Origin of the sequence: Bradyrhizobium tunisiense (assembly GCF_042263385.1) — a bacterium.
Taxonomy (GTDB): domain Bacteria; phylum Pseudomonadota; class Alphaproteobacteria; order Rhizobiales; family Xanthobacteraceae; genus Bradyrhizobium; species Bradyrhizobium tunisiense.
Window position 1 is genome coordinate 1 of record NZ_JBHLEV010000003.1, and the last position, 13126, is coordinate 13126.

The window sequence follows — 13126 nt, forward strand, 5'->3', positions numbered from 1 at the left end:
CCGCGTCCAGGACGTGTTCATGCCCGAGCGCGTCACCCGCGTGCCCTTGTCCTCGCGCGAGATCGCAGGCGTCCTCAATCTGCGCGGCCGCATCGTCACCGTGGTCGACATGCGCGCCCGGCTCGGCCTGCCGCAGCCCGAGGACGGCAAGGTGCCGATGGCGGTCGGCGTCGATCTGCGCGGCGAATCCTACGGCCTGCTCATCGACCAGATCGGCGAGGTGCTGCGCCTGCCCGAGACCGGCATGGAAGAGAACCCCGTCAACCTCGATCCCCGCATGGCCAAGCTCGCCGGCGGCGTCCACCGCCTCGACGGACAGCTCATGGTCGTCCTCGACGTCGATCGCGTCCTCGAGCTTGAAACCAAAGTGCAAATGGCCGCGTGAGCCAACGAAAAAACGTCGAAGCCGGAGAACCAAAATGAAGACATGTTTGGTGGTCGATGATTCCAGCGTCGTGCGCAAGATCGCGCGCCGGATCCTGGAAGGCCTGGAGTTCCAAGTCACCGAGGCCGAGGACGGCTCGAAGGCGCTCGAAATCTGCCAGCGGCAGCTGCCCGATGCGGTGCTGCTCGACTGGAACATGCCCGTGATGGACGGCTTCGAGTTCATGGGCCACATGCGCCGCCTGCCCGGCGGCGACCAGCCCAAGGTCGTGTTCTGCACCACCGAGAACAACGTGGCTCATATCGCCCAGGCGCTCAGCGGCGGCGCCAACGAGTACATCATGAAGCCCTTCGACAAAGACATCATCGCCGACAAATTCGCAGAGGTTGGTTTGATCCCGGTCGGACAAGCCATGGTCTGAGTGTGTCTGGCCGAAGTGCTTTGGCCAGAGTGTTCCAGTACAGCTTCGAAGAGGCCATCCGTGACCCCGACCGAGTATGAGTATCTGCGCAAGTTCCTGAAGGACAATTCCGGGCTCGACCTGTCCGCAGACAAGCAATATCTGATCGAAAGCCGCCTGCTGCCGCTCGCCCGCAAGGCCGGCCTCTCCGGTATCGCCGAACTGGTGCAGAAGCTGCAAGGCGGCTCGCGTACGCTGATCACCGACGTGGTCGAAGCCATGACCACCAACGAGACCTTCTTCTTCCGCGACAAGGTCCCGTTCGATCATTTCCGCGACACCATCATGCCCGAAATCATCAAGGCGCGCGCGGCGCGCCGGAGTGTGCGCATCTGGTGCGCCGCGGGCTCGACCGGGCAGGAGCCCTATTCGCTGGCGATGAGCCTGAAGGAGATGGGGGCGGCGCTGACCGGCTGGCGCGTCGAGATCATCGCCACCGATCTGTCGCAGGAGGTGCTGGAGAAGGCCAAGGCCGGCATCTACAGCCAGTTCGAGGTGCAGCGCGGCCTGCCGATCCAGATGCTGATGAAATATTTCAAGCAAACCGGCGAGACCTGGCAGATCAATCCCGAGTTGCGGGCGATGATCCAGCATCGACAGCTCAACCTGCTGCACGATTTCGCCCAGCTCGGCACCTTCGACGTCATCTTCTGCCGAAACGTGCTGATCTATTTCGACCAGGACACCAAGATCAACATCTTCAACCGGCTGGCGCGCCAGATCGAGCCCGACGGCTTCCTGGTGCTGGGCGCGGCCGAAACCGTGGTCGGTCTGACCGATACGTTCCGCCCGATTCCGGAGCGGCGCGGCCTCTACAAACCGAACGATCCGCGTGCGGCGGCCGCCAAGCCGGCTCTCGCCGGCGCAGCAGCACCGCGCATGGCGGTCATGGCAGGACGCTAGACATGGCCGAGGATGGCAAGGGCACGGAGCGCGTGACTTTCAGTCGCGGCTATGACGTCTGCATCATGGCCATCGACGGCACCTGGCGCCGCGACTGCAAGCTCAACGCGATCTCCGACACCGACGCCATCCTGACGGTGGAAGGCTCGATCCAGGGCTTGAACCTGAAAGAGTTCTTTCTGCTGCTGTCGTCCACGGGCCTCGCCTATCGCCGCTGCGAGCTGGTCCGCGTCAACGGCGCCGAAATGGATATCCAGTTCCTGCGCGGCAAGAACAGGAAGAAGCGCGGCGCGGCCGGCGGCCGTGACGAAGCGGCCTGATCGGCGGGCCAGCGGCCGCGCCGTTCGCATGTTGCTTTAGATTTGCTGAAACATCCCAGCGAATTTGCCTTGGCCGCTTTACGTCGCTGAAGCGCGAACCGTGTATCCATTGACGGTCTCAATCTCAGGATACGGCAATGCCCAGAAGTTCTCTTTCCCCCGTCCCTTCAAACCTGCCCGACAGCACCGAGCGGCGTGCGCTTCAGCTCCTGGTGGTCGATGACGACGCCACGCAGCGCAGCCTGATCACGGTCGCCGCCAAGCAGGCCGGCCACGAAGTCACCGTGGCGCCGTCGGTGGCGGACGCGATCGAGAAGCTTCGTGGCGCCCGCTTCGATTGCGTGACGCTCGATCTCGTGCTGGAGGATGGCGACGGCATCGACGTGCTGCGCGAGATGGCGGCGGCGAAGTTCGGCGGCGCCGTGATCGTCATCAGCGGCATGGACGGCAAGCGCCGCAGCGCCGCCCGCAGCTTCGCCCGGTCCGTCGGGATCGAGCTCCAGAGCCTGCCGAAGCCGCTCGACCTCGCGGCCTTGCGCATCAGCCTCGCCAATCTCGGCAAGACCGCGATGGGTCTTCCGGCGATGCACACCTGGGGCGGTGTTGCCACCGATGCAATCGTGGAACGCCACCGCGCCTAGGCCGCGGAACTGCCCTGCGATGGGAATGCTGCGGCTGGGCCGCGCCGGTCGCGCTCCATGCCGGGGCTGCCGAAGTCCGACAGACATTGCAGGGCCTGGCCGAGGTCCGCCCGGCAGGCGTTGAGGGCGGCGCTCGCCGTCGCATAGCGCGGCGTGACGTCGTCGAGCACGAAAAAGTCGGCGGAACCGGCCGGATCGCCTGCTTCCAACAAGCCGGTTTCCATCATGGCTGCGTCGATCAGGCGCATGCTGCTCTCGATCCGAGTGATCAGAGCGCGAAGATCGGCGGCGATCAACTGACGGCTGTCGTTTTCAGGCATCGCGTCGAGCGGGGGATGCGAGCGAAATTAGCATGGATATTCTCCGTACCCCGCAATTAGGCACCCTGCCGCTACTTGTGCGTTAAGTGCATGTCCCGTACAAATACGGGTGGGCCGAATCCGCGCCGAACGCCATAAACGGTTGGCGCGGACGCGAGTCCTTCATGCCAACCGGATGTGGCACATGGCCGAACAAAGCTCTCGCGGTGAAATCTTCGTGGTCGACGACGACCCTGCCGTTCGCGACACTCTGTCGATGGTGTTGAAGGCGGCGGGCTATGAGGTGATCTGTTTCGCGGACGGCGCAGCGCTGCTCTCCGTCGCCCGAAACCGCACACCGGCTGCGATCCTGCTCGACGTGAACATCCCCGGAAAGTCGGGCCTCGACATTCTGAAGGAGCTGCACGGCGAGGACTATCCGGCACCGATCTTCATGATCTCCGGACAGGGCGACATCGCGATGGCGGTGGGCGCGATCAAGAGCGGCGCGCTCGACTTCATCGAGAAGCCGTTCCGGGGCAGCGAGATCGTCGGCCGGCTCGACGAGGCGATCGGTGCCTATGCGCGCAGGCAGGCGGAGAACGCCTCGCCGAAATTCGGCTCGCTGCATTTCCCCGGACGCGAGCCGCTGACGCGCAGGGAGCGCGAGGTGCTCGAGCAGTTCGCCTCCGGTGCGTCCAACAAGGAGGCCGGCCGCACGCTCGGCATTAGCCCGCGCACCATCGAGGATCACCGCGCCAACATCATGAAGAAGCTCGGCGCGCGCAACGCCGCCGATCTGATCCGCATCGTGATGACCGCGGCGCAACGCGCGTCGTAGGGCGACTGGCTCTCCTCTCGCGCCCCGGACGCAGCGTGTCACGCAGTGATGCGCTGCAGAGCCGGGGCCCAGCTTTCCAATCTCTCCGCCGACAGTTCTGGGTCCCGGCTCTGCGTCGCAGCACTTGCGGCGCTGCGCCTTGTCCGGGACACGAGAGCGCAATCACGCGCTCAGCGCTTTGCGGATGATCCGCGCGAGATCCGACTTGCGATAGGGCTTCGCCAGCAGCATCACGCCGGAATCCAGCCGGCCGTGATGGATGATCGCGTTCTCGGTATAGCCTGATGTGTAGACCACCCTGAGATCGGGGCGCGTCTTCAGGAGCTCGTCGGCGAGCTGCCGTCCGTTCATCTTGCCGGGCATGATGACGTCGGTGAACAGAAGGTCGAACGGCTTTCCTGCCGCGACGATCGCGAGCGCCTCCGCGGCGTTGGCGGCCTGCAGGGTGACGTAACCCAGTGAATGCAGCTGCGCCAGCACATAGTCGCGCACCAGCCTGTCATCCTCGACCACCAGGATCGTCTCGTGTCCGCCTTCGATCGTCGCCGGCGTCACGCCTTCACCGGCCGCCGTCGGCGTCTTGCCGGGCGGCAGGTACATCTTGATCGTGGTGCCGTGGCCTTCCTCGCTGTAGATCTTGATGTGTCCGGCGGACTGCTTGATGAAGCCGTAGACCATCGAGAGCCCCAGACCGGTGCCCTTGCCCGGTCCCTTCGAGGTGAAGAAGGGGTCGAACACCCTGGGCAGCATGTTTGCGGGAATTCCGGTACCCGTGTCGCTCACGGCGATCAGTACGTAATGGCCGGGCCGGACGTCGTTGACGCTGGCATAGACCTCGTCGAGATAGGCGGCGCCGGTTTCCACGATCAGCTTGCCGCCATCGGGCATGGCGTCGCGGGCGTTGAGCGCGAGGTTGAGGATCGCGGTGGTGAGCTGGTTGGGGTCGACGATCGCGACGCAAATCTCGTCCTCGAACACCGAATCGATCTGGATCTGCTCGCCCAGCGTCGGCCGCAACAGTTTCGCGGTGTCGACGACCAGCGTGTTGATATCGACCTCGCGCGGCTGGAGCGGCTGCTTGCGCGCGAAAGCGAGCAAATGCTGGGTCAGGTCGGCGCCGCGCGCGGCGGCCTCGTCGATCATCTTGGTGATGGCCGCAAGCTGCGGCTCCTGCTCGACCGCCTCCGCGAGGATCTCGATCGTCCCGGTGATGACGGTGAGGATGTTGTTGAAATCGTGCGCCACGCCGCCGGTGAGCTGGCCGACCGCCTCCATCTTCTCGGCATGGCGGATGCGCTCCTCGGCGGCGATCTTGTCGGTGAGATCGCGGTAGAAGACGTTGAACAGCACGCCTTCGCGGCGCTTCAGCGCGGTGACGCTCAGCTCGGCCTTGAATTCCTTGCCGTCGCGGCGGCGGCACATCAGCTCGCGGCGGCGATTCAGTGATCTGCCGTCCTCGTTCTCCAGGAACTGCTTCAGGCCCGCCCTGACCCTCTCGCGTTCGCTCTCGGCGACGATGAGGTCGATCGTGCTCTTGCCCAGCACCTCGTCGCGGTGCCAGCCGAAGAGCTGTTCGGCCTGCGAGTTCCAGTTCAGGATGCTGCTGGTCTCGTCGGTCTGGATGAAGGCGTCGAGCGAGGTCTCGACGATGTTGCGGGCGAGCCGCTCGCTCTCGCGCAGCGATTCCTGCGCGAGCCGCGCCTCCGTCATGTCGCGCCCGACGAAGAAGAAGCGATGCGCCTGCTCGGACCAGCTGCCCATCCACGACAGCCAGACCGCGTGCCCGTCCTTGTGGAAGCAGCGCGTGTCGCCGACCTTGACGCGCTCGCCGCGGCGCAGTCCGCGCATGTCCTCGCGGGACTGCTCCAGATGTTCGTGATGAATGAAGTCGGCGCCGCTGCGGCCAATCATCTCGTCCGGCCGGTAGCCGAGAATGGTCTCGCTGCTCGGGCTGATCTGCGCGACATGACCCCGCGCATCCATGATCATGATGAGATCCTGCGAGGTGTCGAAGATCTGCCGGCGCTCTTCGAGCTGATGCTGGAGCTGCCGCTCGGCCCGCCGTGCCTCGGTGAGGCTGTGCGCGGTACCGGAGACGCCGACGATCTCGCCCGAAGACCCCCTGATCGGCGACAGGCTGAGCGAAATCTCGACCGGCGTGCCGTCCTTGCGCAGGCGCACCGTCTCGAATCGTTCGATCGGCTCTCCCCGCGCGATCCGTGCCAGATAGTCCTTGCCATGGTCGCGGCGGTCGGGCGGGACGATGATCGAGGTGGGTTTCCCGATCGCTTCGTTCGCCGAATAGCCATAGAGGCGTTCGGCCGCAGGATTCCAGCCCGTGATGATGGCGTCGAGCGATTGCATCACGATCGCGTCGTCGGATGATTCGACGGCGGCGCTGAACAAATGCTCGCGCGCCGCATGATGGCTTCGCGCGGCCTCGGTGCGGCGATGCTCCTCGATTTCGCGTTCGAGCGCGGCCGTTTTCGCCCGGGTCTCTTCGACCATCCGGGCGAAAGCCCGCGCCAGCACGCCCGTTTCGCCGCCGGCATCGACGGGAATGTCCGCCGGTTTTCCGCGGCCGATCGCCTCGACGGCCGCGGTCAGGCGGCCGATCGGGCGCGTCAACGAGCGCGCGAGCAGCACCGCGAGCGAAGCCGCGGCGAGGACGGCAAGCACGCCGACCAGCAAGGACGTCTTTTGAATGGCGGCCGGCACTCTGCCGAAGACGGACGGGGGAACGGTCACGATGATCGCGATCCATTCCTTGCTTGCCAGCAGTGCCGGCGCGATCGCCACGCCGCTCGGCCCGCCCGATCCGTCGGTCATCAGCCGCGTGGACACGTCCGAGGTGCCGACCAGGGCTGAGAAGAATGGAAAATCATCGCGCCAGTTGGTGGGGTTGCCCCGCAGTGAACCGAATTCGCGCGCGCGATCGGGATGAACGAGATAGTCGCCGCGCGAATTCACGACGTAAATCTCCCCGCCCGAGTTCGCCGTCGCGCGGACGTGGTCGAGCGCCGGACGCATGTCGATATTGGCGATGATGATACCGAACGGCTTGCCATCCGGCGTGAACAGTGGCGTCGCGACCCGCAGCGTCGGACCGTGCGAGGCCGTGGTGCCGCCCTGGCGGGTCGCGAGATCGACGGGCGAGACGTAAATCTCGCCCGGCGCCAGCCCTATCGTGTCCTGAAAGTAGGTTCGTTCGCCCTTGCGCTCCAGTTCGCTGTCGGGGACGATCCGTGCCGTTCCGTTCGGGCCGGAGCGGTCGACGCGGACCAGCTCGCGCTGGTCGTCGTCGAGGCCGATGATCCGGAACTGCCCGTAGATGGGCTTGGCCTCGATCTCGGCCGCGAGCCGCGTGGCGATGCGCTCGCGCCAGGTTTGCTCAGAGACGCCGTCTGAAGGGTCGATTCCTCCGCCGAGGTGAGCGCGGATCAGGCCATTGATGGCCGCGGCGGAGCGATAGCCGATCAGATCGCCGCGAGCTCCGGCAACATAGGATTCCAGATTGGTCGCGAGCAGGCGTGACTGGGCTTCGACCCGCTCCAGCACGCGCGGAATGACCGCCTCCGTGGTGTTGCGAAAGCCCAGCCAGCCGACCGCGGCCACGGTGACCGCCACCAGCAAGATCATTGCGATGGCCAGCCGCGTGGCGAGCGTCATGCGGATCCTCGCAGGACTTCCCGGGCGATCACGGCCGATCAGGCCTGAAGCGGAGGCGCCCTCGTTATCGGTGGCCGGAGCTGACATCGGACCCCTCCGGCTCGCCCGCCTTCAGGCAGCCGTCGACCGCGGCGAGCAGTGCTCCGGGTCTGAACGGCTTTTGCAGGCTTGCCACGGCGCCCAGCTTGGTCGCCATCTTCAGGAAGTCCGGCTCTGCATAGGCGTCCGGCGTGATCGAGCGGCCGGAAATGACGATGATCGGAATGGCCGGAACCAGCGCCCGGATGTGCCGCATCGTCTCCAGCCCGTCCATGCCAGGCATGAAGATGTCGAGAAACAGCAGGTCGAACCGGCCCGCCTCGAACAGCGCAAGTCCCTTGCGGCCATCGCCGGCGACGGTGACGTGATGACCGGCCCTCTCCAGGAGCAGCCGGATCGTGAGTTGAACGGCCGGGTCGTCATCCACGATCAGGATGTTGGCCACGTCTGAATTCCTCCGGGCCGGATGGGAGATTCCCTGCGACCCAAATCAAACCATCAAAGATGAAATTGTTGCTCGGATTCCGCTCAGCCTGCAAGCACTTCGCGAATGGCGTGCGGCGGTCCGGCGCCGGCCTCGGCATGGTGCCGTCATTATGCATGGTTCCGTGCACATGAGGCTGAACTATTTTTCTCGCCGTAGTTGCACGGATGCCGAACTTCACCGCAGGTTAAACGGCGGCGGACAGAATCGGAACCAGTTTCAGAAGGCAATTGTCACGGATCGCATTGGCCCCGTCCGGGGTACCCGGCGAGCCCCGCCGGTCAGACGAATTCAGTACGAGAGACCCATGTTCAAATCGATGGCGAGCACCGGAATTCGCACCCGGTTGCTCGGCGGTTTCGCGCTCATCTGCCTCCTGCTCGCGGCAACCGTGATCTACACCGTCACCGCGGTCTCGGACATCACCTCGCGCATCAGGACCGTTACAGACCAGCGGGCGCCGGTCGCGATTGCAAGCACCGAGCTCGTCGGCAATCTCTATTCCACGCTCTCGACGCTGCGAGGCTACCTCTTGACCGGCGACCCGCAGGGCAAGCGCGACCGCGCCGCGGTCTGGGCCGAGCTCGATCGCACCGTGGCTGCGGTCGACCGCATGGCGGAAGGATTCTCCAGCCCGGAAAACAAGGCCAATTGGCGCGAGGCGAGGGCACTGATTGCGGAATTCCGCCAGGCCCAGGACAAGGCCGAGCTGGCCGCCTTCACCCCGTCGGCCTATCCGGCGAGCGAGCTCTTGACGAAAGAGGCCGCGCCGCTGATCGCGACGATGTTCGCCGAAATCACCGCGATGATCGACGAGGAGCAGACGCTCGAGGCGACGCCGCAGCGCAAGCACCTGCTCAAGACCTTCGCCGACGTCCGCGGCAACCTTGCCGCAGCGGGATCGCAACTGCGGCTCTACGTGGCCTCCGGCGAAGCCGCCGACCGTGACAAATTCGAGAAGCCGCTCGCGACTTTCAAGGCCGCGCTCGCCGCCGTGGGCACGCAGGAAGCGCTGCTGACGTCCACCCAGAGAACCGCCTATCAGGCCATCGCCAAGGCAAATGGAACCTTCGCGGCGTCGCCGGGCAAGATCTTCGCGATCCGCCAGACGCCGCAATGGAACATGCCTGTCTTCATCCTGTCCACCGAGGCGGCCCCCCGTGCGGCTCGCATCCTCGACCTGCTCGACGGCCGGAAGGACGCGGAGGGCAAGCGTGCCGGCGGCCTCAAGAGCGACCAGCAGTCGAAGCTCGCCGAGGACGCCCGCCGCATGGCCGTCGAGGCCGAGAGGCTGCTGCAGCTGCAATGGATCCTGCTCGCCGCGGGGCTCGTGCTCGGCACCGCGATTGCGATCCTGGTCGCGCGATCCATCACGTTTCCGATCGTCGAGCTGGTGAACGATTCCGCGCTGCTGTCCGGGGGCGACACCAGTGTCGCATTCAGGACGGCGGAACGGGGTGACGAGATCGGAACCGTCTCGAAGGCGGTGGCGAAATTCCGTGACAATGTGATCGCTCAGCAGCAGGCCGCTGCGGGCCTTGCGCGCGAAGCGGAGGTGCGCGAGGCGTCCAATCGCAACATGGAGAGCGCCGTCGAGGAGTTTCGCGTAACCTCGCGCGACCTGCTCACGCTGGTCGGCGAGAATGCGGGCACCATGCGGCAGACCGCGGAGAGTCTGGGCGGCATCGCGCATCATGCGACGAACCAGGCCGCGTCCGCAGCAGCCGCCTCCGAGCAGACCGCGGTCAATGTCCAGACTGTCGCTGCCGCGGCGGAGCAGCTTGCGAGCTCCATCGTCGAGATTGGCCGGCAGATCGAATTGTCGAACAAGACGGTGCGATCGGCGGGCGAGGTGACCGCGCGCTCTGAGGCCGAGATCGAAGGCCTCGCGCACGCCGCCCAGAGCATCAGCTCGGTGGTCGATCTGATCCAGGCGATCGCGGCCCAGACCAATCTGTTGGCGCTCAACGCCACCATCGAGGCCGCCCGCGCCGGCGAGGCCGGCCGCGGCTTTGCGGTGGTGGCCTCGGAGGTCAAGGCGCTGGCCGACCAGACCCGCAACGCGACGCAGGACATCGCCCGGCACATCACCGCGATCCAGAACTCGACCGGTAGCGCCGTCGCTTCCGTCAAGGAGGTCGCGGACGCCATGCGCGGGATCGACGAGGTGACCGCGGCGATTGCCAGCGCCGTCGAGCAGCAGGGCGCGGCGACGCGGGAGATTTCGCAGAACGTCCAGATGGCGGCCTCGGGAACACAGACGCTCGCCACCAGCATCGGCACCGTCTCCGGCGCAATCGCGGAAACCAACCGTTCGGCCGACGACGTGAGGGGGGCGGCGAACCAGGTTTCGGGAGCGGCCGAGCGTCTCGCCGCCGAGGTCCAGACCTTCTTCGTCAAGCTGCGCGGCGGCCCGATGGACCGCCGCAAGGGCGGCGTTCCCGACTATCGCGGGCCGGAGCGGCGAAGCTGCCGGAACGCTGCCTAGCTAATCTGTCAGGTACTCGGGATAGTTGCTTCGGATATTGTCCAGCTCGCTCAGCGTTCCCGACAGATGCTTGCGCAGATGCTGTTGCGCGGCCTCGGGGTCTTTGGCCTCGATCGCACGCGTGATCAGCTTGTGGTGGCGCACGATGTTCTGGGCCTTGCCGGGCGAGGGCAGGTGCAGCCGTCGCAAGCGATCGCTGTGTCCGCTCCGGCTGCGCACCAGCGCCCACAGATCCTGCTTGCCTGCGGCTATGTAGAGCTGGGCGTGAAAATCGTTGTCGCCGGCCATGAAAGCCTCGAAGTCACCGGCCCTGGCAAATTGCTGTTGCAATGCGATGGCGCGATCCAGGCGCACGATCAGAGACGTGTCGGCACCGGTTGCGAGCAGGCGGACGATCTCCAGCTCCAGCGCCTGACGCAGGAAATGCGCCTGTTGGGCGCGATCGACGTCGATCCGGCTGACCACGGTCGCATGCTGCGGAAACACGTCGACCAGCCCTTCTTCCTCGAGCCGCATCAGCGCATCGCGCACCGGTGTCGAGCTGACGCCGAACTGGCCGGCAAGCTCGGCGCGTGACAGTGGGGCGCCGGGCGGCAGCTCCAGGGCAACGATTGCATTGCGCAGCCGCTCGAACACCTGCGGCGCGGCCTGACGGCCGCGATCGAGCCGGGCGGCCTGTCGTGGTGCCGCGCGCGGCGCGGGGTGGGGCGATTCCATCGCGGGTCCTGCGGGCTTGCCTTTGATGCACTAATATATTAGTGCATCACCAGCGTCAACGCAGCTCGACGATGACCGGAGGAAACCCACAGCCATGATCAACCATCTTCGCAGCAGGCTTGCGGCGGGCATCCTGATCGCAGCAACCGCCCTGTCGGCATCCGCCGCACACGCTCAGCAGAAATCCGAGATCGCGCTGTCGCGACAGCCCGGCATTTTCTACATGCCGAGCCACATCATGGAGAAGCTGAAGCTGATCGAGAAGCACGCAGCTTCCCTCGGCGTCCCGGACGTCACCACCAAATGGATCACCTTCTCCGGCGGCGGGGCGCAGACCGATGCCCTGCTCGCGGGCGGCGTCGACATCCTCAACACTGGCACCGGCAACCTGCTGCTGCTGTGGGACCGCACCCGCGGCGGGGTGAAGGGCATCGTTGCGACCTCGGCGCAGCCGATGACGCTGATCAGCCGCGACGCCAACATCAAGTCGATCAGGGATTTCGGCCCCTCCGACAAGATCGCGGTGCCGACCGTGAAGGTCTCGACCCAGGCGATCGTGCTCCAGATCGCGGCCGCCGAGGCGTTCGGCGCCGACCAATGGTCGAAGCTCGATGCCAACACCGTTCAGCTCGGGCACCCGGATGCCTATGCCGCGCTGTCCAACCCCAAGCACGAGGTGCACAACCACTTCGCGATCCCGCCCTTCAGCTTCCTGGAGCTGAAGAACGTGCCGGGCGCGCATATCGTGCTGTCATCCCCGGACGTGATGGGCGGGCCGCTCAGCCAGGCCCAGTTCTTCACCACGACCAAATTTGCCGACGCCAATCCGAAGATCGTCCAGGCCGTGCGCGACGCCACCAAGGAAGCGCAGGACCTGATCCGCCGCGACACCAGGCAGGCGGTCGAGATCTACAAGGAGATCACCGGCGACAAGACCTCCGTGGAAGAGTTGCTCGAACTCCTGAAGGAGCCCGGCATGATGGAGTGGAATCTCGAGCCGCAGGGCACGATGAAGTTCGCCGCCCATCTCTTCAAGACCGGCACCCTGAAGACCCAGCCCAAGGCGTGGACGGAATATTATCTCCCCGTCGCGCACGACCTGAAGGGCAACTGATGGCGCTGCTCGACGTCAGTGGCGTGACGCTGCGCTACAAGACCTCCAGCGCCGTCGTCACCGCCACGGAGAGGGTGAGCTTTACGGTCGACAGGTCCGACCGCTTCGTGCTGCTCGGCCCCTCCGGCTGCGGCAAGTCCACGCTGCTCAAGGCCGTCGGCGGCTATATGAGCCCGAGCGAAGGCCGCATGACCATCAACGATCGCGAGATCCACGGTCCCGGCGCCGATCGCATGATGATCTTCCAGGAGTTCGACCAGCTCCTGCCCTGGAAGAGCGTGCTCGGCAACGTGATGTTCCCGCTGCTCACCGCGCGAAAGCTCTCGCGCAAGGACGCGGAAGCGAAGGCGCGGGCCTATATCGAGAAGGTCGGGCTCACCCGTGTGGTCGACGCCTATCCGCACACGCTGTCGGGCGGCATGAAGCAGCGCGTTGCGATCGCACGCGGCATGGCGATGGAGCCTGACATCCTCTTGATGGACGAGCCGTTCGCCGCGCTCGACGCGCTGACGCGACGAACCTGCCAGGACGAGCTGCTCCAGCTCTGGAGCGAGACCAAATTCACGGTGTTGTTCGTGACCCATTCGATCGCGGAAGCGATCCGCATCGGCAACCGCATTCTGCTGCTGTCGCCGCACCCCGGCCGCGTCAAGGCCGAGGTGGTCGGCGTCGACAAGGTCGGAAGCGAAGACGGCAGCGCAGGCCGGCTCGAGAAGGAGATCCACGATCTCCTGTTCGCGCAAGAAGCGACCGCGCATTGAGGAGC

General features: G+C 65.6%; 13 protein-coding genes. 9 read left to right on the top strand and 4 right to left on the bottom strand.

Annotated elements, in window-relative coordinates:
• The 5 genes from ACFDR6_RS13285 to ACFDR6_RS13305 form a co-directional block, all read left to right on the top strand.
• Positions 1 to 385, top strand: a 385-nt coding sequence (locus ACFDR6_RS13285; protein ID WP_375858570.1) for a chemotaxis protein CheW, incomplete at its 5' end; no start/stop codon positions are given.
• A gap of 34 nt (positions 386 to 419) precedes the next feature.
• A complete protein-coding gene (locus tag ACFDR6_RS13290; RefSeq protein WP_028143851.1) occupies positions 420 to 806 on the top strand; it encodes a response regulator in 387 nt (128 codons plus the stop codon).
• A gap of 60 nt (positions 807 to 866) precedes the next feature.
• A complete protein-coding gene (locus tag ACFDR6_RS13295; RefSeq protein WP_212088932.1) occupies positions 867 to 1748 on the top strand; it encodes a CheR family methyltransferase in 882 nt (293 codons plus the stop codon).
• 2 nt (positions 1749 to 1750) lie between these two features.
• A complete protein-coding gene (locus tag ACFDR6_RS13300; RefSeq protein WP_018321617.1) occupies positions 1751 to 2068 on the top strand; it encodes a hypothetical protein in 318 nt (105 codons plus the stop codon).
• A gap of 137 nt (positions 2069 to 2205) precedes the next feature.
• Positions 2206 to 2709 carry a response regulator gene (locus tag ACFDR6_RS13305; RefSeq protein WP_212088934.1) on the top strand — a complete coding sequence of 168 codons (504 nt, stop codon included), beginning with the start codon at positions 2206 to 2208 and terminating at the stop codon, positions 2707 to 2709.
• Here the strand turns inward: ACFDR6_RS13305 and ACFDR6_RS13310 are convergent.
• A complete protein-coding gene (locus tag ACFDR6_RS13310) occupies positions 2706 to 3029 on the bottom strand; it encodes a hypothetical protein (RefSeq protein ID WP_375858571.1) in 324 nt (107 codons plus the stop codon). The genes ACFDR6_RS13305 and ACFDR6_RS13310 overlap by 4 nt on opposite strands.
• A 184-nt stretch (positions 3030 to 3213) precedes the next feature.
• Here ACFDR6_RS13310 and ACFDR6_RS13315 point away from each other — a divergent pair, with 184 nt between their 5' ends.
• Positions 3214 to 3849, top strand: coding sequence for a response regulator transcription factor (locus tag ACFDR6_RS13315; protein WP_026202588.1), 636 nt, complete (start codon positions 3214 to 3216; stop codon positions 3847 to 3849).
• Between the two features lie 162 nt (positions 3850 to 4011).
• Here ACFDR6_RS13315 and ACFDR6_RS13320 read toward each other — a convergent pair whose 3' ends face one another.
• Both ACFDR6_RS13320 and ACFDR6_RS13325 read right to left on the bottom strand, forming a co-directional pair.
• Positions 4012 to 7605 carry a PAS domain S-box protein gene (locus ACFDR6_RS13320; RefSeq protein ID WP_375858572.1) on the bottom strand — a complete coding sequence of 1198 codons (3594 nt, stop codon included), beginning with the start codon at positions 7603 to 7605 and terminating at the stop codon, positions 4012 to 4014.
• Positions 7583 to 8002, bottom strand: coding sequence for a response regulator (locus ACFDR6_RS13325; RefSeq protein WP_317241928.1), 420 nt, complete (start codon positions 8000 to 8002; stop codon positions 7583 to 7585). The genes ACFDR6_RS13320 and ACFDR6_RS13325 overlap by 23 nt, the downstream gene beginning before the upstream one ends.
• 346 nt (positions 8003 to 8348) lie before the next feature.
• Between ACFDR6_RS13325 and ACFDR6_RS13330 the strand changes: the two genes are divergently transcribed.
• Positions 8349 to 10529, top strand: coding sequence for a HAMP domain-containing methyl-accepting chemotaxis protein (locus ACFDR6_RS13330; RefSeq protein WP_375858573.1), 2181 nt, complete (start codon positions 8349 to 8351; stop codon positions 10527 to 10529).
• Here the strand turns inward: ACFDR6_RS13330 and ACFDR6_RS13335 are convergent, their stop codons facing one another.
• Positions 10530 to 11246 carry a GntR family transcriptional regulator gene (locus tag ACFDR6_RS13335; protein WP_317241930.1) on the bottom strand — a complete coding sequence of 239 codons (717 nt, stop codon included), beginning with the start codon at positions 11244 to 11246 and terminating at the stop codon, positions 10530 to 10532. It lies immediately after the preceding gene.
• A gap of 94 nt (positions 11247 to 11340) precedes the next feature.
• On the opposite strand from ACFDR6_RS13335, the gene ACFDR6_RS13340 reads away from it, so the two are divergent.
• Entirely contained in the window at positions 11341 to 12360 is a 1020-nt protein-coding gene (locus tag ACFDR6_RS13340; protein ID WP_317241931.1) for an ABC transporter substrate-binding protein, read from the top strand.
• Entirely contained in the window at positions 12360 to 13121 is a 762-nt protein-coding gene (locus tag ACFDR6_RS13345) for an ABC transporter ATP-binding protein (RefSeq protein WP_375858574.1), read from the top strand. The genes ACFDR6_RS13340 and ACFDR6_RS13345 overlap by 1 nt, the downstream gene beginning before the upstream one ends.
• The last annotated feature ends 5 nt before the right edge of the window (positions 13122 to 13126 follow it).

Coding starts and splice junctions, on each gene's coding strand:
- ACFDR6_RS13335 (WP_317241930.1), bottom strand. CDS start 11,246: ATGGAATCGCCCCACCCCGCGCCGCGCGCGGCACCACGACAGGCCGCC.
- ACFDR6_RS13315 (WP_026202588.1), top strand. CDS start 3,214: ATGGCCGAACAAAGCTCTCGCGGTGAAATCTTCGTGGTCGACGACGAC.
- ACFDR6_RS13300 (WP_018321617.1), top strand. CDS start 1,751: ATGGCCGAGGATGGCAAGGGCACGGAGCGCGTGACTTTCAGTCGCGGC.
- ACFDR6_RS13305 (WP_212088934.1), top strand. CDS start 2,206: ATGCCCAGAAGTTCTCTTTCCCCCGTCCCTTCAAACCTGCCCGACAGC.
- ACFDR6_RS13310 (WP_375858571.1), bottom strand. CDS start 3,029: ATGCCTGAAAACGACAGCCGTCAGTTGATCGCCGCCGATCTTCGCGCT.
- ACFDR6_RS13320 (WP_375858572.1), bottom strand. CDS start 7,605: ATGTCAGCTCCGGCCACCGATAACGAGGGCGCCTCCGCTTCAGGCCTG.
- ACFDR6_RS13330 (WP_375858573.1), top strand. CDS start 8,349: ATGTTCAAATCGATGGCGAGCACCGGAATTCGCACCCGGTTGCTCGGC.
- ACFDR6_RS13345 (WP_375858574.1), top strand. CDS start 12,360: ATGGCGCTGCTCGACGTCAGTGGCGTGACGCTGCGCTACAAGACCTCC.
- ACFDR6_RS13290 (WP_028143851.1), top strand. CDS start 420: ATGAAGACATGTTTGGTGGTCGATGATTCCAGCGTCGTGCGCAAGATC.
- ACFDR6_RS13340 (WP_317241931.1), top strand. CDS start 11,341: ATGATCAACCATCTTCGCAGCAGGCTTGCGGCGGGCATCCTGATCGCA.